The sequence below is a fragment of the Carboxylicivirga litoralis genome (genome assembly GCF_025499605.1).
GTDB lineage: Bacteria > Bacteroidota > Bacteroidia > Bacteroidales > Marinilabiliaceae > Carboxylicivirga > Carboxylicivirga litoralis.
On record NZ_JAFMVC010000013.1, the window covers coordinates 25,359 to 47,295 of the forward strand.

Annotated in this window: 15 protein-coding genes; 6 read left to right on the forward strand and 9 right to left on the reverse strand. The window is 39.8% G+C overall.

Features of this window, described 5'->3' with window-relative positions; genetic code table 11:
* Nucleotides 1-194: 194 nt before the first annotated feature.
* The 8 genes from J1N10_RS12895 to rpsA form a co-directional block, all read right to left on the reverse strand.
* A complete protein-coding gene (locus tag J1N10_RS12895) occupies nt 195-2,828 on the reverse strand; it encodes a glycoside hydrolase family 2 protein (RefSeq protein WP_262327128.1) in 2,634 nt (877 codons plus the stop codon).
* Nucleotides 2,829-2,946: 118 nt separating this feature from the next.
* Nucleotides 2,947-3,975 carry a LacI family DNA-binding transcriptional regulator gene (locus J1N10_RS12900; protein WP_262327129.1) on the reverse strand — a complete coding sequence of 343 codons (1,029 nt, stop codon included), beginning with the start codon at nt 3,973-3,975 and terminating at the stop codon, nt 2,947-2,949.
* A gap of 105 nt (nt 3,976-4,080) precedes the next feature.
* The gene (locus J1N10_RS12905) at nt 4,081-5,403 is read right to left on the reverse strand and encodes a hypothetical protein (RefSeq protein ID WP_262327130.1); all 1,323 of its coding nucleotides are present in this window, start codon (nt 5,401-5,403) and stop codon (nt 4,081-4,083) included.
* A gap of 75 nt (nt 5,404-5,478) precedes the next feature.
* The gene (locus J1N10_RS12910; RefSeq protein ID WP_262327131.1) at nt 5,479-6,966 is read right to left on the reverse strand and encodes a RagB/SusD family nutrient uptake outer membrane protein; all 1,488 of its coding nucleotides are present in this window, start codon (nt 6,964-6,966) and stop codon (nt 5,479-5,481) included.
* A 36-nt stretch (nt 6,967-7,002) separates the two neighbouring features.
* Nucleotides 7,003-10,074: a SusC/RagA family TonB-linked outer membrane protein gene (locus J1N10_RS12915; RefSeq protein ID WP_262327132.1), complete on the reverse strand. Its 3,072-nt coding sequence runs from the start codon at nt 10,072-10,074 to the stop codon at nt 7,003-7,005.
* A 237-nt stretch (nt 10,075-10,311) separates the two neighbouring features.
* On the reverse strand, nt 10,312-11,229 hold the full coding sequence (locus J1N10_RS12920; RefSeq protein WP_262327133.1) for a ribonuclease Z: 918 nt from the start codon (nt 11,227-11,229) through the stop codon (nt 10,312-10,314).
* Nucleotides 11,229-11,585, reverse strand: a complete 357-nt coding sequence (locus J1N10_RS12925; RefSeq protein ID WP_262327134.1) for an STAS domain-containing protein — start codon at nt 11,583-11,585, stop codon at nt 11,229-11,231. The genes J1N10_RS12920 and J1N10_RS12925 overlap by 1 nt, the downstream gene beginning before the upstream one ends.
* A gap of 18 nt (nt 11,586-11,603) precedes the next feature.
* The gene (gene rpsA / locus J1N10_RS12930) at nt 11,604-13,460 is read right to left on the reverse strand and encodes a 30S ribosomal protein S1 (protein WP_262327135.1); all 1,857 of its coding nucleotides are present in this window, start codon (nt 13,458-13,460) and stop codon (nt 11,604-11,606) included.
* A gap of 351 nt (nt 13,461-13,811) precedes the next feature.
* On the opposite strand from rpsA, the gene J1N10_RS12935 reads away from it, so the two are divergent.
* The 6 genes from J1N10_RS12935 to J1N10_RS12960 all read left to right on the forward strand — a co-directional run bounded on the left by J1N10_RS12935 (nt 13,812) and on the right by J1N10_RS12960 (nt 20,433).
* Complete coding sequence (locus tag J1N10_RS12935; protein WP_262327136.1) at nt 13,812-15,137, forward strand: UDP-glucose dehydrogenase family protein; 1,326 nt, start codon at nt 13,812-13,814, stop codon at nt 15,135-15,137.
* Nucleotides 15,138-15,225: 88 nt separating this feature from the next.
* Complete coding sequence (locus J1N10_RS12940; RefSeq protein WP_262327137.1) at nt 15,226-16,176, forward strand: UDP-glucuronic acid decarboxylase family protein; 951 nt, start codon at nt 15,226-15,228, stop codon at nt 16,174-16,176.
* 33 nt (nt 16,177-16,209) lie between these two features.
* Nucleotides 16,210-17,088 (forward strand): glucose-1-phosphate thymidylyltransferase RfbA, encoded by an 879-nt coding sequence (rfbA, locus tag J1N10_RS12945; RefSeq protein WP_262327138.1) that lies wholly within the window; start codon nt 16,210-16,212, stop codon nt 17,086-17,088.
* 130 nt (nt 17,089-17,218) lie between these two features.
* Nucleotides 17,219-17,779: a dTDP-4-dehydrorhamnose 3,5-epimerase gene (gene rfbC, locus J1N10_RS12950; RefSeq protein ID WP_262327139.1), complete on the forward strand. Its 561-nt coding sequence runs from the start codon at nt 17,219-17,221 to the stop codon at nt 17,777-17,779.
* A complete protein-coding gene (gene rfbD, locus J1N10_RS12955) occupies nt 17,779-18,648 on the forward strand; it encodes a dTDP-4-dehydrorhamnose reductase (protein ID WP_262327140.1) in 870 nt (289 codons plus the stop codon). Before rfbC ends, rfbD begins: the two co-directional genes overlap by 1 nt.
* A 36-nt stretch (nt 18,649-18,684) precedes the next feature.
* A complete protein-coding gene (locus tag J1N10_RS12960; protein ID WP_262327141.1) occupies nt 18,685-20,433 on the forward strand; it encodes a phospho-sugar mutase in 1,749 nt (582 codons plus the stop codon).
* 62 nt (nt 20,434-20,495) lie between these two features.
* Here the strand turns inward: J1N10_RS12960 and J1N10_RS12965 are convergent, their stop codons facing one another.
* Nucleotides 20,496-21,920, reverse strand: coding sequence for an ATP-dependent DNA helicase (locus J1N10_RS12965; RefSeq protein WP_262327142.1), 1,425 nt, complete (start codon nt 21,918-21,920; stop codon nt 20,496-20,498).
* Nucleotides 21,921-21,937: the final 17 nt, after the last annotated feature.

Below are 21,937 nucleotides of genomic sequence, written 5' to 3' on the forward strand. Positions count from 1 at the left end.
ATAACAATGGCCAATCAACACAAAACTTTCCCCAAAGCAATGTGATGGTGGCCCCCTTTATGAATCTGATTCCAAAACACAAAGGGGGTATAAGGTTTATCTCTCAGTAATTCAATTTAAAAAGAAGTCGGCTTCATCGTTTCGGTTGGGTTTGATAAGGAAACACCGACTTCTTTATTCACACTCAATACTAACTACTTAACATTCCACCCATTAACTCTATAGTCAATATTATCAGGCAATAACTTATTGGCAATTTTTGCCATTATCGTCTTTGTTTCATTTGGCATTAAGCTGATATAATTATCATCCCAAAATACCGGTACAATTATTTCGTTGGTTTCTTTATCAAGAACAGCTGTTTCAATAAAGAAAGCTATCTGGTTTGATGCATTCTCAAGGCGACATTCGAATACAGTATGCTCACCTTCAATTCGTCTTTCCCAAATAGCCTTTACCTCAACTGGAGCCAGATTATTTAAAGCAGTAAGATTCGCATAATCTTTTGGCGGCGTATATACCCAGGTGGTTTCCTCAAACTTCATTTCATCGGCTTTAGTTGATAACCAATAGAAGTTATCCGCCATCAATTCATCGGCTTCGTTAACCAATTCCAGGTTTAAGAAATAAGTCTCAGTAATGCCCTCTATTTCCGGAAGCTCAAAAGCCACACCCGAAGAATGCGCTTTTAGGTTTAACGCCACTTTTTCGTTTAATATCACTTTTGAATGAATATCATACACTTCAATGTTCAAGCTCAAATTATCAATATTATAATTGAAATCATTGACCCAATAAATAGCATTGTCTTTGTAGTTATAAACTGCATTAATTGGCTGACAAGCTTTTTTAGTACCATAGAAAGCTCCGTTTGGCACTAAATAATAATCATACAATTGCCAGAACATCTCAGGCCATGCTGAATTAAGCATCCATTGAATCACACCTGTTGCTTCATACTTATTCGACTGGAAAGCTTCAAACATTGGGCGTATCGCTTCGTAATTGGAGATTTGCGACTTAAATGCGAACTCTTCCAAACTATTAGCTTCTCCGTAGCGCTTATTAAATGAATTTAGAAAACGGTCGAGCGAACCAAACTGATGACGTCCGCAATGGAAATCCCAAATTTCATTAATCGGCCATAACTTATCTTCCGGAATCATCTTTTTAATACTTTCCAAAGGAGGTACCTGAGCACCCGGCCCGGTCTCCGTATTAAAACCATATGCTCCACCGGCAATGGTATCAATATACCAGTAAACTGGAGGCACATAGCCATATGGCCCTAACATTTTAACACCTGTTGAACCACTAACTTCACTATGGTTGTAATGATCCGTTCCGAAATCCTGATACTTACAAGCTGCTAAAATTGGTCGAGATTCATCTACTCCTGTGATGTAATCATTTAACTTCGCTTCCAACTCTGGCACAGGCAATTTATCACTACCAAACACCCACAAATACACACTTGGATGATTGCGCAGGTACAGTACCTGGTCGCGATATGACAGAGCATGCCTTTCAATTTCTTCTTTGCCCGTAATGGCCATATAATGCGTTTCAGGGCGCCCGCAATAAGCCTCCCATTCCCAATGACAGCTCCATCCAATCATAATCAACAGACCATTTTCATCAGCGGCATCATATATGGTTTTATCTCTTCCCCAAAAACCTTCTAAACGTATACAGTTCAAGTTCATATGCTTGACGTACTCCACCTGGGCAATTACCTTTTCTTTGCTGTCAGCCAAAAACATATCGTCTACCCAACCAGCACCTTTGATGGTTAGTGGCTTTCCATTGACCTTCCAGCCTTTGTGACCCTCTGCATTGATAAACTGCTCAATTTCACGAATACCAAAGCGGGTATCTATTCTTTGCGACTCTGCCCCATTTACCTCAGCGACAACCGACATCTGGTACAAATTAGGTTCACCCAGGTTATTAGGCCACCATAGTTTCGCATCTTTCACACTTAACTTCGCATCGTCTTGTGGTGTGATAGAAATATCTTTCACCTCCCCGGCTTTTAACTCTACTTGCTTACTTACTTCGCCAATGCCATTAATATTTGCTTTAATGGTAATTTTCTCCGCTTTTTCTGAATGGTTAGTTACCATAGTGGTAACTGTTAAGTCAGCATCTTTCCAATTATCGTGATTAAGTTTAGTAGTAACGAATGGCGACTCAATTGACACTGCTGCACTTTTAATCAACTCTACACCACGCCACAGTCCCATATTCTGATCTGGGGCTGCTGGGTTCCAATCCACAAAGCCAATGGTTAAATCTCCGTGTACCGGTGGAATAATCTCAACGGCGATGGCATTCATCCCTTCTGTAAGATAATTACTTACATTAAAAGTCCAACGACTGAAAGGCCCTTCAATATGGCTTTCCTCACCAATCTGCTGACCATTAATCCAGATATTAGCTTTATAGTTCAATCCTTCAAATCGCAATTGATAAATTCCCTCCGAATCCAGATTATTTACTTCAAATACTTTTCTATACCACCAAGGCTGTTGAAATCGCTCAGAATCTACCTTATCAATATTATCTCCTACAAAAAGATTAGGATATTCTCCACTCTCACGTAGAATCGTCATTATTGTTGAAGGAATATTACCTTGTATCCAATCAGTTTGTTTAAAGGTAGGTGAGCTAAGAAGTTCGCCACCTCCACTGACTTTATCAGCTGATTGAATATGCCAATCATTATTTAACTCTTGAATACCATTCACTTTTTCATTCGATTGACAGCCAAGCAACACCAGCACTAATAAACTACCAATCCAATTACTTAATACAGTTAGTTTCATTTATAATATTTTTTTGGTTTGAAGCAAAGATGCACAAATATTGCATCCTATGCAAGCGCTTGCATTATTTATTATAAAACAAAAATTCTTCTCCTTTGTATTTTCTTAAGAATACTATTTATTTGTGTTTAAATGAAGAGTTTCGAATAAGTAAGCGAATAGGTTTGAGTGTAATAGAACTATCTACTTTTTCCTCCTTAATGCATTCAATCAACTTTGTTATGGCTGTTTTGCCCATATCAAAACCAGGCATATCAACTGCCGATAAAGATGGTGTTACAAACTCATTACAACGCTCATTACCCAGTGAAATAATGGATAATTCTTCAGGTAAATCAAGCCCTGCACTTTTTGCTGAAGAAGCAATGACTAATCCTGACGAAGCACTGGCCGCCACAATCCCATCAGGTTTTTCAGGCAAGTTAAGCCAAATTCGCATAGCATCACGTGCATCCTGTTCAGTTAAATCACTTGACAATAAAAACTGTGGCATCAAGGGCAAGTCATTTTTACTCAATGCATCTTTAAAGCCTTCTATCCTATCGCTAAAAACCTTTGACGATGTGACACCTCCTAAATGAGCGATGCGCTTACACCCCAAATTTATCAAATGCTCAGTAGCAGTATAAGCCGCCTCATAGTTATCAACAACAATTTTTGGTCCAGGCACCGCATAACTAACCCTATCAAACATAGCAACCGGGATGCCTTTCTTCTCAAAAACACCGAAGTGACTTACATCCTTTGTTTCCATGGTCAGGCAACACACCAAGCCATCAACACGTGCCGAGTTCATCACACGAGTCATCTCTTTCTCCTGCTCAACACTCTCATTGGTTTGACAAATAATAACATTGTAGCCATTCTCGCGTGCTTTCTCCTGAATTCCACTTAAGGCTTGTGCAAAAAACTGAGAACCAATATTGGGAATAATCACCCCAATAACATTTGTTTTATTCTTCGATAAACTAGATGCCACCAAATTCAACTCATAACCTAAATCCTGCGCCACAGCCTTTACTTTCTTCTTGGTTGCCTCACTGATTTTTGCATTATCATTTAATGCCCGTGAAACCGTTGAAGGAGAAATATTAAGCTCCTTTGCAATATCGTTGATGGTTATTTCTCGTTTTTCTTTTGATGACATGACCCTACTGTTAGTTATTATGGCAAAATAATAAAAAACATACGTATTAAACTAAAAGCAAAACTTATTAAATGGGCTGACATAACTGCCAGCCCTTGTTTTTTTTTATTCTACAGGTTTAAATATCCAAGCCCAACCATAGTCCATAGCACCGCCATTAGTCGGCGAGTGATCTTGCCAAATAAACAATTGATCATCATCAACACTTTGAACAATGTATTTGCCAGTTGCTGCAACATCCAAATCAATATTAGAGTCTGCATCTTCATCAGGATTGCGCACTTCATGATTTGGTACAAAACCATCATACAGCGTCAGGGCACCCGTTTTAATATCAAAATCATATGTACCAACCTCAACTTCAGCACCAGTTCCATCAAAGCGAGTATAATTATACTCCAAATCAAACTTAATCGTGTGATCATACTCAGGAATTGACTCCAAAGTTGAATATGGAGTCCACCACGCTCCTTCATGATTATCTGGTGCTGTCATATAACAAGCACCAAGTGATTTTGCATCATTATCAAACGTCCAGGTCCTACCGCCTTCACCTTCTTCACCAGCCAATTTATATAACGGGTTATTTGCTGGCGGCACTAAATCACGCGCTTTAAATTTCCAAGCCCAACCATAATTATGGTCCTCATCCGTATTATGATCCTGCCACAACAATAACTCATAATCATTTAACACCTGAATTCTATAAAGACCTGTTGATGCAACATTTAAATCCAAATTTGAATCGGCATCTACATCAGGGTTGCGAGCTTCATAATTAGGTATGTTAACACCATTAAGTTGAATGGTCATCCCTTTAACATCAAGAGAAAAACTACCTTTGTGGGCTACGCCGTCTTTCGTTTCAAATCTAGTAAAGTTAAACCCTCCCTCTAAGTCAAATTTTATTTCGTTTAAAATATCTGGCATTTTAGGCCCATTATCTCCTGTATATGGATGCCACCAGAATACTCCCCAATCGAATGGATCTGTCATATAGCACACATCACCTCCAGGTTCATCCTGAGCCCACACCCAATACTTACCGTTATCTTCTTTCTCACCACACAAGGATACATACTCAGGGATACCATACACCATATCAGGGTTACTGCTTGGCACATTGACCGAACCTGTTCCGATTGATTGTCCCTTTCCATTCATCGCTACAATCTCAAATCCATAATCTCCTTTTAGTGGATAAAAGCATTGCACACTAGTTCCTTGCAACAAAGTTCCATCATCAAAAATCCAGTTTGCATTAAAGACTGTTTCATCGTTAATTGTCAGAATTGGCTGATTAGGATCTGTGGCATCAATCGTAAATTCAAGCGCTGGCAATTCTGCAGGCTGCTCACGAAGCTCTACTTCGGGCGAACAAGCCACAACTGCCACAAGCAAGGTAAATAAATATATTAATTTCTTCATTTTCTTAGTATTTGAAATTACATGATGCAAAGCCAATAAGAAAAGTCTCACCAGCTTTGCCAAAGCATGATATTATTAGTAAGGGTTTTGTTCCAAATTAGGATTCAAACCGATTTCGCCCTGAGGAATCGGCATATAACGCTTATTGTCGCTATAACCAGTCATCAAACTACCTCTTCCGGTACGCACTAAGTCCCAATAACGATGACCTTCCATCGCCAATTCTACACGACGCTCGTGATATACAGCAGACAAGCCATCCGTATTTGTTGTTGGCTCCAAGCCTACACGTGCCCTTACTTCGTTCACGCCATATTCCCAATCACCACCGGTATGAGCATAGGCCTCAGCATTCCACAACAACAAGTCGGCATAACGAATAGCACGCCAGTTATTTGGCGAATCAGACATTCCGTTGCGCTCACTTTTAGGAATATAGTATTTACGCGAGTGATATACTTTTTGCGTATAACCAATACCATTGATATGCTGTGTACATATCGTTTCTTCATCATCCGTTCCTTCCCAAAGCACATCACCATCATCAATCAGGGTGAAATCACGACGCGGATCGCCCTCTTCAAATTCATCATATAAATTTTGAGTAGGCAGGTTGAAGCCCCAGCCCCAGCCACTTTCTATCTCACCTTTGCTATTGTACAACTGACGGCTTCCCTGGTAAATGGCCGTTACATTACCTTCGTTATCATCGCCCCAGTTATCATCACCGGTAATAAACGAATACTGTATTTCGAAAATAGATTCTTTACCATTTTCACCGGTAGCAGAGAAAACATCGGCATAATTGTCTTCTAAACCATACCAATCATATTCATCAATGAATTTCTGAGACAAGGTAGCAGCCTCACTCCACTTAGCCTGAAAAACATACATCTTTACCAAAAATGCCTCAGCAGCGCCTCTGGTTACACGCCCCATCTCATCAGCATTTAACTCTGGCTTTGTTGGCAAATCAGCTGCAGCCTCAGTAAGGTCTTTTTCAATTTGTGCATACACTTCAGCAGCTGTATTTCGAGGCTCAGTAAACTCCGACGGTTGAAGGACCTTGTTAACAATTGGCACGCCTCCAAAAACCTTTAATAAATGGAAATGATACCAGGCACGTAAAAATTTCGCTTCGGCAATATAACGTTTTTGAACACCAGCTGAAATATTCTCATTCTCCTGAATACCAGCAATTAATTTATTAGCCCGGGCAATACCCACATAAGGCTCGGTCCAGCGACCAGCTAAAATGGAGTTTTCCGCATTCGCTCTAAAATCTTTTAAATCCTGACACTCAGCCCAGTCACTAGGGCCTTCGCCTCCTTTTTCAGCATCATCAGATACAACATCACCAATCATCCACTCGTGAATTTGAGTATAATTGTAACGCCCTAAAGGATCGTATGCGCCAACCAAAGCATCAAAAGCAGCCGCATCAGAACTAAAGAATGATTCATCTGAAATGTTAGGTGCCGGCGTATCCAGCAGGCTCTCAGAACACGCCACAAACAAAGCTATAAAAGCTATAGCAGATGTTAATATATTTAATTTCTTCATTTTTCTAATTTTTAACATACATAATGGAATTACCGCTTAAAAGCTTAAGTTCATACCGAATGTTATCGTGCGTGGTATTGGATAAGTCGCACGATCTAAACCAATGGCCGTTCCATAACCTCCCACTTCAGGATCATAACCCGTATACTCGGTAAAGGTGTACAGATTTTGTCCACTCACATACACTCGCATAGACTCCAGCTTAAGCTTACTCACCACACTCTCAGGTAAAGTATAGCCCAACTGAACATTCTGAATTCTTAAGAAAGAACCATCCTCCACATAACGACTTGAAATACGCGTATTGTGCGAGTCTTTAGCATTCATTCTCGGATGGCGCGGATCATTAGTCGAACCCTGACCTGTCCAGCGATTCAACATCTCCTTACTATTATTCCAATAAGCCATTGAGCTCAACTGATAGTATCCAGGACCATTATACACGTCATTCCCATAAACACCATTTAGCAAGAAACTAAAATCAATGCCTTTGTATGATACGTTACCATTAATAGCATACGTTAAATCCGGAATTGGACTACCAATAAAGTCATAGTCATATTCTCCATCTCCATCCGCATCGCGGTAACGAATATCACCTGGCTTCACGCTTGCTGGCACACCATCAGCGGCATTTTTGTAATAGTTATTAATCTCATCCTGAGTCTGAAAAAGCCCTTCAGCCACCAAGCCATAAAAGTTTGAAATAGGACGACCTACCACTGTACGGTTCACATATCCCGAACTACGGAAATCATTATCATCAACATGGGTAGCTGAACCTAAACTAACCACCTCATTATTAATTGTTGTTATATTACCTCCAAGCGAATATTCAACCTGTCCAATTTTACTTCTCCAGTTTAATTCAAGCTCCATACCAGTATTCTTCATCTCACCGGTATTTTGCCATGGATAATCAACAATCCCTGTTTGCGAAGGCGTTGGCGGCGTTAACAACATATCGCGAGTATTCTTAATATAGTATTCAGCACTACCCGAAAGTTTACCTCTTAAAAAACCAAAGTCTAAACCAACATTTGTAGACTCCACAGTCTCCCACATTATTTCATTATTACCAACACTATTAAAGGCTGTTCCGCTTGTAATAACCTGAGGGTTACCAAACACATAATTTTGACCTGCCGATGCTGTTGTCGACTGACGATAAGGCGTCAAAGCAGCCTGGTTACCAATCTGCCCCCAACCAGCGCGCAGTTTTAAATTACTAATCCACTCAACACCATCCATAAAGCTCTCCTCAACAATACGCCATCCGGCAGAGAATGATGGATAATAGCCCCACTTTTCAGCATCGCCGAACTTAGACGAACCATCGGCCCTGAAGTTAACTGTTAACAAATAACGACCAGCATAAGAATAGTTTAATCGCGCCAGGTAAGAAATCTGATTATCCTCTAAAAATGAACCATAAGTACTGCCCTGGTGCGCATTTCTTGAGTTATCTATAATGCGATAATCCTCGTCATCTGTTGGGAAATCAGTTACATTAATTCCATCGTATTCATACTTACGTTTCAGATATTCCGTTCCAACCATTGCCTTCACATCATGGTTAGAACCAAATGTCCTGTTATAATTAAGCGTATTCGACCAGGTTATAAGCGTACCACGATCATGCCCCTTAGCCAAGCTGTTCATTTCATTTCTATCCGTCAGCGAAACAAAATAAATCGGGTTATAAGTATCTTCCTCATTAAATGATAAATCAGCACCAAAATTGGTTTTGAATGCCAAACCTTTCATCAGATTGATATTGGCATACAGGTTACCTAAAACCCTAAACTCCTCACGATTATTATTGGTATTATCAATAGCTGCAACCGGGTTATTCACCTGATTATTTGAAGCTGCATACGAGCCATCTTCGTTATAAACAGGCGTTACAGGCTCCATATTAAGAGGCGTAATCAATAAGTTATTCCACTCATCCCCCTCTAAAACTGTCGATTGATTGGAGTTTGTAACGGAGATATTTTCACCAACCGTTAACCAATCCTTTACCTTATGCTCTGAATTTACACGCACAGAAAGTCGATTATATTCCGTGTTGTTTATAATCCCCTCTTGACCAAAATACTGTCCACTGATAAAATAAGTGCTTTTCTCTGTTCCTCCAGAAAAAGACAAATCATAGCTTTGAATTGGTGCATTCTCGTTAGTAACAGCCGCTAACCAATCCGTTCCCTTACCCAGAGCGGAAGGATTCGAATAATTAGGCTCCATTCCAGCAGCTAAACGAGCCTCGTTATTCAACATGGCCCACTCGCTAGCAGTCGTTAACTCTGGAGTATATCTGAAGTTCTGCACGCCATAATAGCCACTAAAATTCACTCTCCCTTGACCAGCTTTACCTTTCTTAGTGGTGATAATAATCACACCGTTAGCACCCCGCGAACCATAAATTGCCGATGCAGAAGCGTCTTTTAACACTTGTGTCGATTCAATATCTTTTGAATTAACATGCGAGATGTCGTCCATCATCATTCCATCAACAACATACAAAGGCGTGGTATTACTTAACGAACCCAATCCTCTAATAGTAATATTAGGCGTTGAACCAGGCGTACCAGAGCCCTGTGTAACAGTCACACCTGCTATTTGCCCCTGTAAGGCCTGCTCAACTGAAGCCACATCACGCTTAACTAATTCTTCAGTTTTAACGGTTGAAATAGCCCCGGTTACATCAGACTTTCTCTGCACACCATAACCTACCACAACCACTTCATCCAAGTCAGTTACATCTTCCTCAAGAATAACATTAAAACTTGTTTGACCAGCTACAGCAATCTCTTGTGCCTTATACCCAATAAAACTGATTAATAAAACATCCGCATCCTGAACGGATAAAGTAAAATTACCATCAATATCAGTAATGGTTCCGTTTGTTGTTCCTTTAACAGAAACATTAACTCCAGGCAGTGATTCACCGGTTACATCGACCACATTACCTGTAATTGTTTTTTGATTTTGTGCAAGCAATTGCACTGTAGAAGAAAGCAGAGCCATCAATGCAAAAAGCATTAAACGCCTGCCAATTCTCTTCACACCACCTGTCGCAGTGTGACCAATTGGATTTTTATTCATTTGATCTAATTTTGGTTAAACGATATTTCAAATCAAAATTCAATGCAAATATGAACGATTGAATTTATTTATGCAAGCGTTTGCACTCTTTATTTATTCACTGCAACTATCTTGAGGAAAATTAATGTCAGCGTAAGCCAGAGTAGACAAAGGATACAAAGCACAAGGAATATTTACATTTTTTCACAAAAAAATGAAGAAAAAAACAGATTGCAGTTAAATTAATAGGATTGATACTTATCGATTAACCTCGAAGGTTTGATTATCGGAAACCAAGACCGTGGGTTCAAATATACCTTTAGCTTCATCCAATATTGGAGTTAAATCTCTATAGCGACTGGAAAAATGTCCTAATAATAATTTCCCCACGCGTGCATCACGGGCAATGGTCGCAGCCTGCTTAGCGGTTGTATGACTGGTTCGTTTAGCCAAATCTTTTAACTCATGCAGAAATGTTGCTTCATGATACAGTAAGTCCACGCCTTCAATAAACGGAATAACACGCCGATAATAACGCGTATCGGAACAGAAGGCGTATGAACAAGGCTTAGGAGCAGGAGTCAGTAATTCTTCTGAAGCGACAGCTAAACCATCTTCGCCTATGAATTCCTCTCCAGCTTTGATAGCTACAATCTCAGGAACGGTTAACTGATACCTTACGATGGCTTCCTTTCGAATATTGGCGGGTTTTGGCTTCTCTTTGAATAAAAAACCACAGGTAGGCACCCGATGCGAGAGCGGGAAGGATTGCACAATCACCTTTTTATCCTCATAAATAACACGGGGCTCCTCGTAGCTTAAATCATTAAACACAATTGAATAAGGTAAATCGGCACAAAAATAGTCGAGATGTGGCTGCAATAAGCCTTTCAAATCTTCATGGGCGTGAATTGTCAATACTTTGCGCCTTCCCAACAAGCCAAATGTAGAAATCAGTCCAATTAAGCCAAATACATGATCTCCATGAAGGTGTGAAAGAAAGATATGATTGATTTTGGAGAAGTTGATTTTATTACGACGCAATTGCATTTGCGTACCTTCCCCACAGTCGATTAAAAAAAAACGCTCAGATACACGTAGTATCTGAGCGGTAGGATATCTATCCGATGTAGGTAATGCTGAATTACTTCCAAGGATGGTTAATGACAAAGACATTAAATTGCTTCAATGGCTTTACGTATCATTTGAATACCATCCTCTAACGATGGTGCGATGTTTAAAACTGAATCCAACTGCGACACTGAGATTAAACGCTCAACTGCCGGCTGTAATCCTGCCAATACAAATACACCATCAGCATTTTTACACAAACGATTGGCGACCAAGATTGCACTTAAACCAGACGAATCACAGTAGTTACACTTTCCCAGGTCAAGCAAAATATTCTTTTCGCCGTTACCTGACAATAGAACCAATTCTGATTTTAAGGTTGGAGCCACATGGGTATCCATCTTCTCTTTCAGAACCTGAACCAGTGTAAAATCGTCTAATTTATCAATCTTGAAGTCCATATATCGTTGGTTTTTAACTTATTCTTTATCTCCTTCAGGTTTTCCTTCGTTAGCTTCCAATTGATTTTTCAATGCAGCTAATTCAGAAATATCTCCTAAAGTAGTCTTTTCTAAGTTATCATTCAACTTCTTCACACCTTTTTTGGTTGCTTTTGAAGCAGCTTTCTTAGCAGCTACTTCCTCTGACTTGTTAGCATCTTCGAAAGTGCGTGAGTGAGAAAGGATGATACGCTTAGCAGCTTTGTTAAACTCAATTACTTTAAAATCAAGTTTCTCATCTACCTTAGCAGGCGCTCCATCTTCTTTCACTAAGTGACGAGGAGTAGCGAAACCTTCAACACCGTACTGTAATGCAATTACGGCACCTTTGTCGAAAATGTCAACAATTGTTCCTTCGTGAATTGAATCAACAGTGAAGATTCCTTCGAATACATCCCATGGATTCTCTTCAAGCTGCTTGTGACCAAGGCTTAAACGACGGTTTTCTTTGTCGATTTCTAAAACAACGACTTCGATTGAATCACCGATAGCAGTAAATTCTGCCGGGTGCTTAATCTTCTTCGTCCATGAAAGGTCTGAAATGTGGATCAATCCATCAATTCCTTCTTCAATCTCTACAAATACACCGAAGTTAGTGAAGTTGCGAACAGTAGCAGAGTGCTTGCTACCAACAGCATATTTCTCTTCAATTTTCTCCCATGGATCAGCTTTAAGCTGCTTGATGCCTAATGACATCTTACGCTCGTCGCGATCCAAAGTCAATACCATAGCTTCTACTTCGTCACCCACTTTTAAGAAGTCTTGAGCGCTTCTCAAGTGTTGTGACCATGACATCTCTGATACGTGGATAAGACCTTCAACACCCGCTGCGATTTCAACAAACGCACCGTAGTCAGCCATCACAACCACTTTACCTTTAACAATGTCACCAACTTTCATTTCTGCATCCAATGAATCCCATGGATGAGCAGTCAATTGCTTCAATCCAAGAGCAATACGCTTCTTCTCATCATCAAAATCAAGGATTACAACGTTCAATTTCTGATCTAACTGAACGATTTCTTCCGGATGATTTACGCGACCCCAAGAAAGGTCAGTAATGTGGATCAATCCGTCAACGCCACCAAGGTCGATGAATACACCGTAAGAAGTGATATTCTTAACAGTTCCTTCCAATACCTGACCTTTTTCCAACTTAGAAATAATATCTTTCTTCTGCTGCTCAAGCTCAGCCTCGATAAGCGCTTTGTGAGATACAACAACGTTTTTGAACTCAGGGTTGATTTTAACAACCTTGAATTCCATTGTTTTACCTACGTACATATCATAGTCGCGGATAGGCTTAACATCAATTTGAGAACCTGGTAAGAAAGCTTCGATACCAAATACGTCAACGATCATACCACCTTTAGTACGACACTTGATGTAACCCTTGATAACTTCGTCGTTATCCAACGCTTCGTTTACTCTGTCCCATGAACGTAAAGCACGTGCTTTTTTGTGCGAAAGAACTAACTGTCCTTTTTTGTCTTCCTGGCTCTCAACGTAAACTTCTACTTTGTCGCCTACTGCTAACTCAGGATTGTAACGGAATTCGTTACGACTAACGATACCATCTGATTTGAAGCCAATGTTAATTACAACCTCACGTTTTGTAAGGGTAATAACTTCACCTTCAATAACTTCTTTTTCAGAAATTGTAGATAATGTTTTATCATACATCTCTGCTAATTCTTCTTTTGAAGCACCGCCACCTACAACGTCGCCTGCTTCATAGCTATCCCAATCAAAATCTTCCATTGGTACGTTAGCTACCGTTTCCTTTACTTCAGGAGCTTTTTCCTGCTCCTCAGCATTTACTTTTTCTTCTGCCATTTTTCTTTAAATCTTTAATAACTAGTAGTTAGACATTATATTGAAAAAATCGCTGCAAAAGTAGAAACTTTTTTCCATGTAAAAAAGCTTCAGAACAAATAAACAGCAAGTCCTAAAAATAAGGTGGAGAAACGCTTACGTCAAGTCATCCGTTTTAACATTTATTAAGGAGCCTTTATACTGCATCAAATTACACTGCACTCTTATACTTTATATTATACAACACCTAATTATTAAGGCAAACTAACAATAAAAGTTATACTTTTGGCTTTTGTAATAAATGAATTATAATAGTACTTTCATTGCTGAATATACTTAAGCTGAAAATATCTAAAATAAAACTTTAGACATATGAAAATTTCAATTGTTGGAACTGGTTATGTAGGATTAGTAACCGGCACATGTTTTGCCGATACCGGCATCAATGTAACATGTGTTGATATCGATAAAGATAAAATCGACAAATTAAAAAAGGGTATCATTCCAATATATGAGCCTGGTCTTGACCAAATGGTTCTTAAAAATGTTGAAAAAGAAAGATTACATTTCACCACAAACCTGAAAGAAAGCCTTGAGCACTCTGAAGCGATCTTTATTGCAGTAGGAACTCCTCCGGGTGAAGATGGCAGTGCTGATTTAAGCCATGTACTAGAAGTAGCTCGCCAGATTGGCCGACACATGACTAATTATTTAGTGGTTGTAACAAAAAGTACAGTACCGATTGCCACCGCAAAAAAAGTAAAAGCAGCTATTCAGGATGAACTAGAGAAAAGAGGCGTTGAATTAGATTTTGATGTCGCATCCAATCCTGAATTCCTTAAAGAAGGTAATGCCATTGAAGACTTCTTAAAGCCAGACCGAATTGTTGTTGGCATTGAGTCGGAACGTGCTGAAAAATTAATGAACAGACTTTATAAACCATTTGTATTAAATGGTCACCCTATCCTGTTTATGGATATTCCATCAGCAGAGATGACAAAATATGCTGCTAATGCCATGTTAGCCACTAAGATTAGCTTTATGAATGACATCGCTAACCTTTGTGAAATTGTTGGCGCTGACGTCACCAACGTGCGCCGTGGTATTGGTTCCGACTCACGCATTGGTAACAAATTCATTTATGCTGGTGCTGGCTACGGTGGGTCATGTTTCCCAAAGGATGTGAAAGCCATTATTAAAACTGCTCAACTTAACAATTACAACTTGCGTATTCTGGAAGCCGTTGAAAATGTTAATGACGATCAGAAGAAAGTAATCATCAGCAAAATAAAGGCACACTTCCCTGATATTAAAGGAAAAACATTTGCCATGTGGGGTTTATCCTTTAAACCACACACGGATGACATGCGCGAAGCACCATCAGTTGTCATTGCCAACGCCCTGGTTGAGTTGGGTGCTAAAGTTAAAGCTTACGACCCGGTTGCCATGGATGAAGCGAAACACATCCTTGGTGATACTATTGAGTATGGCGAAGACCAGTATGATGTTCTGATTGATGCAGATGCCTTAATTCTAATAACCGAATGGCCAGAGTTTAGGGTACCTAATTATAAGGTGATGGACAAGTTGCTGAAACAAAAAGTCCTTTTTGATGGCCGTAACATTTACGACCCTGAGGAAATGAAAGAATTTGGCTATACCTATTATAGTATTGGCCGACCTACTATTGGCGAATAATACTAATGAAAATATAAGCCTGAAAGACAACAAACTCCTTTCAGGCTTTATCATTTCTAAACAAAGCATTAAGTCATAATCACACATAATGAAAAACAGAGTTTTAGTAACAGGAGGTGCCGGCTTTATTGGCTCACACCTATGCGAAAGATTATTAAATGAAGGCAATGAGGTTATCTGCATGGACAACTATTTTACCGGTTCGAAGGAGAATGTTGTTCATTTAATGGATAACCCCTACTTTGAGCTAATCCGTCACGATGTTACACACCCATACTTTGTTGAAGTAGATCAGATTTACAACCTGGCATGTCCTGCTTCGCCGGTTCATTACCAATACAACTCTATCAAAACGATTAAAACATCGGTGATGGGCGCCATTAACATGCTTGGACTGGCTAAGCGAATTAAAGCACGTATTTTGCAGGCATCAACCAGCGAAGTCTATGGCGATCCGCTTATTCATCCACAAACAGAAGATTACTGGGGAAATGTGAACCCAATAGGCATTCGCTCCTGTTACGACGAAGGAAAACGATGTGCAGAAAGTTTATTTGTGAATTACCACCAACAAAACGGTGTTGACATTCGCATCATCCGCATTTTCAATACCTATGGCCCTCGCATGAATCCAAATGACGGACGCGTTGTATCGAACTTTATTGTTCAGGCTTTAAAAGGAGAAGACATTACTGTTTTTGGTGACGGAAAGCAGACCCGAAGCTTCCAGTACGTAGATGATTTGGTTGAAGGCATGATTCGCATGATGAATAACGAAGACTTTGTTGGACCGGTTAACATTGGTAATCCAAATGAATTTACCATGCTGGAATTGGCACAAAACGTGATTGACCTAACCAATTCCAAGTCAAAACTGGTCTACCTGCCATTACCTGCCGATGATCCTTTGCAGCGACAACCCGACATTTCACTGGCTAAAGAAAAGCTGAACAACTGGGAGCCCACGGTTCAGTTGCGGGAAGGCCTGACACAAACGATTCAGTATTTTGATGACTTGTTGAAACAAGGAGACGCATAATATCATATTCATTCCAATCGACACAAAAGCTATATGAAAAAGAGAAAAGGTATAATATTAGCTGGCGGGTCAGGTACACGCCTCTACCCGATTACTAAAAGTATCTCCAAGCAAATCATACCGGTTTATAATAAACCAATGATTTACTATCCGCTTTCAGTATTGATGCTTTCTGGCATTCGGGAAATATTAATCATCAGCACACCACATGATTTACCTTTGTATAAAGAATTGTTTGGCGATGGTTCCGATCTAGGCCTGTCGCTTTCATATGCCGAGCAACCTTCACCGGATGGTTTGGCTCAAGCATTTATTATTGGTGAAGAGTTTATCGGTGATGACGATGTAGCTTTGGTATTAGGCGATAATATATTCTATGCCTTTGACTTCACCAAAACACTTACAGAAGCAGCACAAACAAATGATGGTGCGGTGGTATTTGGCTACTATGTAACTGATCCGGAACGATACGGTGTTGCAGAGTTTGATAAAGATGGGAAAGTACTTTCCTTAGAGGAAAAACCAGAGAAACCGAAAAGCCACTATGCCGTTACAGGATTATATTTCTACAGCAATGATGTGGTTCAAAAAGCCAAATCTTTAAAACCTTCGAAACGTGGTGAGTTGGAAATTACCGACCTCAATGTGCTATATTTAAATGAGCAGCGCTTAAAAATGTCGATTCTTGGCCGTGGCGCCGCCTGGCTGGATACTGGTACGCACGATAGTTTATTACAGGCCTCTAACTTTATTGCAACCATTGAAAACCGACAAGGACTAAAGGTTGCTTGTATTGAAGAAATAGCCTATACAAAAGGTTTCATCAACAAAGAACAACTCATTAAACTGGCCGAACCATTGAAGAAAAACGAATATGGGCAGTATTTGCTAAGAATTGTCAACGAAAACTGATAATTACACAAGATTATTATCGCTTTACTTTTAATTCGTAAAACATTTTACAAATACACTTATTATCTTTCTATATTTGTACGCTCATTATTTTATACAGTGAGTCAACCCAACAACAAACTGGTAGTATATGGAAATTATAACAACTGACATACCTAGCTTATTAATCATTAAACCGGAAGTTTTCAGTGACCCTAGAGGCTTCTTTTTAGAGGCTTATACTGAAAAGAGATATCAGGATGCTGGTATCAATTCTAAGTTTATTCAAGACAACATCTCCAAATCAACCTATGGTGTCATCAGGGGTTTACACTATCAATTAGCACCTTATTCGCAATCCAAACTGGTGCAAGTATTGGAAGGCAAAGTATTAGATGTTGCTGTTGATTTAAGAAAGAACTCCCCAACATTCGGCCAACATTTCTCGGTTGAATTATCAGCAGAAAACAAGTTACAGTTCTACATCCCACAAGGATTTGCACATGGTTTTTCAGTACTAAGCGAAAAAGCCCTTGTCTCTTATAAATGTGACAACTATTATAGTCAGGAAGCGGAGCGCGGCATTGCTTACAACGATGCTAAACTAAATATTGACTGGAAAATCCCTGCAGAAAAGGCAATTATTTCATCGAAGGACAGTATTCTTCCTGCTTTTGGCGAAGCAGAACACAACTTTGTATACGGTATATAATGAAGCAAATATTAGTTATCGGCTCTGAAGGACAGTTGGGTTCAGAAATAAAAGACAGATGCAAGAAAGTTGACAATGCACAATTTTCGTTTACATCACTTGAAACACTTGACGTCACTAACACAGAGGATTTAACAAAAACAATTAAGGCTGTAAACTACAGCTATATAATCAATTGCACTGCTTATACGGCTGTTGATAAAGCTGAAAGTGAAAAAGATCTGGCAATAAAGATTAACACAACAGCTGTTGAAAAAATAGGAGAAGCAGCGCAGGCAATCAACGCAAAAGTCATCCATATTTCTACCGATTACGTGTTTGATGGCAATAGTCATTTTCCGTATAAAGAGGATGCTGCAACGGCGCCTCAGTCGGTATATGGAGCCACAAAACTAAGCGGGGAAAAGCACTTGATGGAAAGCAATCCGAACTCAATTATTATCCGCACCTCATGGCTTTACTCGGCCAATGGAAATAATTTTGTAAAGACCATGATTCGCCTGGGGCAAGAACGAGAAGAACTCGGCGTTATCTTCGACCAGATAGGAACACCAACCTATGCCGGCGATCTGGCTGATGCGATATTACATATTATTGAATCAGACATGAGCAAATCTATTCCTTTTGTTCCTGGCATCTATCATTACAGCAACGAAGGCGTTGTCAGCTGGTATGATTTCACGCTTGCTATTTTGGAAAAAATGAACATATCTTGCAGGGTCAAACCAATTGAAACAAAAGATTATCCAACGCCTGCTCCAAGACCACATTATAGTGTTTTGAATAAGGCTAAGATTAAGGAAACCTACAATCTGGCAATTCCCTATTGGAGAGACAGTTTAGATATTTGCTTATCGAAAATAAAATAAATCTGATTATCTAACACACCACAAATATTATTGAAGATGCAAAATCAGGATGTATTAAATGCTGTTGTAAAAAAAGCCCAGGAGTGGCTTGACGGCAACTACGATGCTGAAACAAAAGCAGCCATCAAAGCAATGATGGACAAAGAAGATAAAACTGAACTAATCGACTCTTTTTATAAAGATTTAGAATTCGGTACCGGAGGCCTTCGCGGCATTATGGGTGCTGGTTCAAACCGCATGAATATATACACGGTTGGTGCAGCCACGCAAGGCTTGGCCAACTATTTACTGAAGAACTTTAGCGATGTAGAGCAAATTGGCGTTGTTATTGGCCACGATTGCCGTAACAACAGCCGCTTATTCTCTGAAGTGGTTGCTGACATTTTCAGTGCTAACGGTATTAAAGCGTATATATTTGAAGATTTACGACCAACACCAGAAATCTCATACGCCATTCGTCAGTTAGGTTGCCAAAGTGGTGTGATTATCACGGCATCACATAACCCAAAAGCATACAATGGCTACAAAGCTTATTGGAATGATGGAGCCCAGTTAACAGCGCCTCACGACACTAATGTCATTGATGAAGTAAACAAAATAGCTTCGATTGATGACATTCAATTTGAAGGCAACAAAGAGCTTATTGAAGTGCTTGGTGAAGACATGGATAACCAATATCTGGAACAGGTAAAAAGCCTTGTTTTAGACCAGGATTTAATTGACCGTAATAAAGACCTGAAAATTGTTTACTCACCCATACATGGTACAGGTGTTAAAATGATTCCAGCAGCGCTGCGCAAATGCGGTTTTGAAAATGTCATCAACGTTCCTGAACAAGATGTAGTGAGCGGTGAATTCCCAACAGTTGTTTCGCCCAACCCGGAAGAACCGGCTGCATTAGAGATGGCTTTAAATAAAGCAGAAGAAACCAATGCTGACATTGTGATGGCATCAGATCCTGACAGTGACCGTTTGGGTATAGCCGTTCGTAACGAAAAAGGCGAATTTGTACTGGTTAATGGTAACCAAACAGCAACTCTACTTACCTGGTACATACTGAAAAAATGGAAAGAGCTTGGAAAGTTAACCGGTAAGGAGTACATCGTTAAAACCATTGTTACTTCAGAGTTGATGAAGGAAATAGCGGTTAAAAACGGTATTGAATATTTTGATGTATACACGGGCTTCAAATGGATTGCCAAGGTGATTCGTGAGTTAGAAGGCGAGAAGAAATACATCTGCGGCGGTGAAGAATCATATGGTTTCTTACCTGGCGATTATGTGCGCGACAAAGATGCTGTAGCTGCCATCACTATTACTGCGGAAATCGCTGCCTGGGCTAAAGACAATGGCAAATCTCTATTCGATGTACTTCAGGATATTTACATGGAATATGGTTTCTCAAAAGAGAAGATGATTTACATTGTGCGCGAAGGTAAATCGGGCGCTGATGAAATCAAGCAACTGATGACCAACTTCCGTACAACTCCACCACAAACATTGGCGGGTGACAAAGTAAGCATCATCAAAGATTATTCGAAGTTGGATGCGTTCTATGTATTGAAAAACAAGCACGAGACCATTGACTTACCTGGCGAATCAAACGTTTTGCAGTTCTTTACTGAAAATGGGTATAAAGTTTCTGTTCGTCCATCGGGCACTGAACCTAAGATTAAATTCTATATGGAAGTAAAAGTACCTATGAATAGCAAGGAAGAGTTCTATCCGGCGAATGAAAAAGCCGATGCGATTATTGATGCCATTGCGAAAGATTTAGGTATTTAATACCTTTCATACAAAATAATTGTAGACCTTAAGGTTTTGAAAACCTTAAGGTCTTTTTGTTTCTACTCCTCAAAAAAATCATCTTTAAAATTAACCAGGTACACGCGTTCGGTTGCCCGCGTAATAGCCGTGTATAACCAACGAAAATAACCGGTTCCCATCTGTTCTTCAGGTATGTACCCCTGATCGATAAAAACAGCTTTCCATTGCCCACCCTGCGATTTATGACAAGTCATAGCATAGGCATATTTAACTTGTAACGCATTGTAATAAGGATTTTCCTTCACTTTTTCATACTTCTTGCGCTGCGATTTTTCCTCTTCATAATCCTCCATCACATTGCGAAAGAAGGCCTCCTGCTTCTCTTTTGAAAAGCCAGCGGTATCAGTATGTAAGGCATCCAAAATTATTTTCACATCAATCTCAAGATGCTCATAATCGGTTAAACGAAGGGTGACATTGGCAAAACGACGATCATACAATTCTTCGTAGCCGTTGATACGAACCACTTCAGCAATATCGCCATTGGCGATAAAATCAGCCTCTTTACTATCTTTTAGCCAGAAGTAATTGTTCTTCATGATGAGCAAGTGGTCAGTGACGGTCAACTCTTCCTCACGATACAGAATACTGCCGCGGATACCTTTATTAAAAAGATTGGCCCGTTTATTTGAGCGACACACCACAAGCGTTTCGTCTAAACCATAGTTTTCCTGGCACCAATTAAGTTCATCAATAAGTTCCTCCCCTGTTATACGCTTGAAATCAGGATAACCTGTGGCTTCTAATGCCGGGTATGTTGGTTCAAACAAACCTTCATCAAGCAAAAAACGCAACTTGGTGGCATTGTACAAAATACCACTATCCTCTTCCTGACGAACGACTTCACTTAAAAAATAATCACGTACCTGCATCCCCAAACTCTCGAGATACAACTTATCCAATGCCGGACTTTCGTCAAAGCCAACTGGCGGCAACTGGGCCACATCCCCAATTATAACAAGCTTACAGCGATTTTGAGCAAACACAAAGTTGAGCAAATCCTCTAACAGGCGCCCGCTGCCAAACATGGTATAATCTAAGCTATTGTTCGATATCATCGACGCCTCATCCACAATGAAAATGGCCTCTTTGGATTTGTTATAGTTTAAATTAAAAGACCCAAAATCATCATTCGACGACTGACGACGATAAATTAACTTGTGGATGGTATATGCTGGTTTTTGGGTATAAGAACTGAGTACCTTGGCCGCCCTACCTGTTGGTGCCATCAACTGACAGGGAATTTTTAGCTCTTCCAGCACATCGGTAAAGGCTTTCATTAAGGATGTTTTACCCGTACCGGCATATCCTTTTATTAAACACACCGAAGGCGATGATTCATCCATAACAAACTGCCCCAGTCCATCTATTAGCTGTTGCTGAGATGCTGTTGGTTCAAAGGCAAATTTCTGTCGTATTAAGCTTGATAAATGATTATTTAGCATTTTTAATATAGATAAGA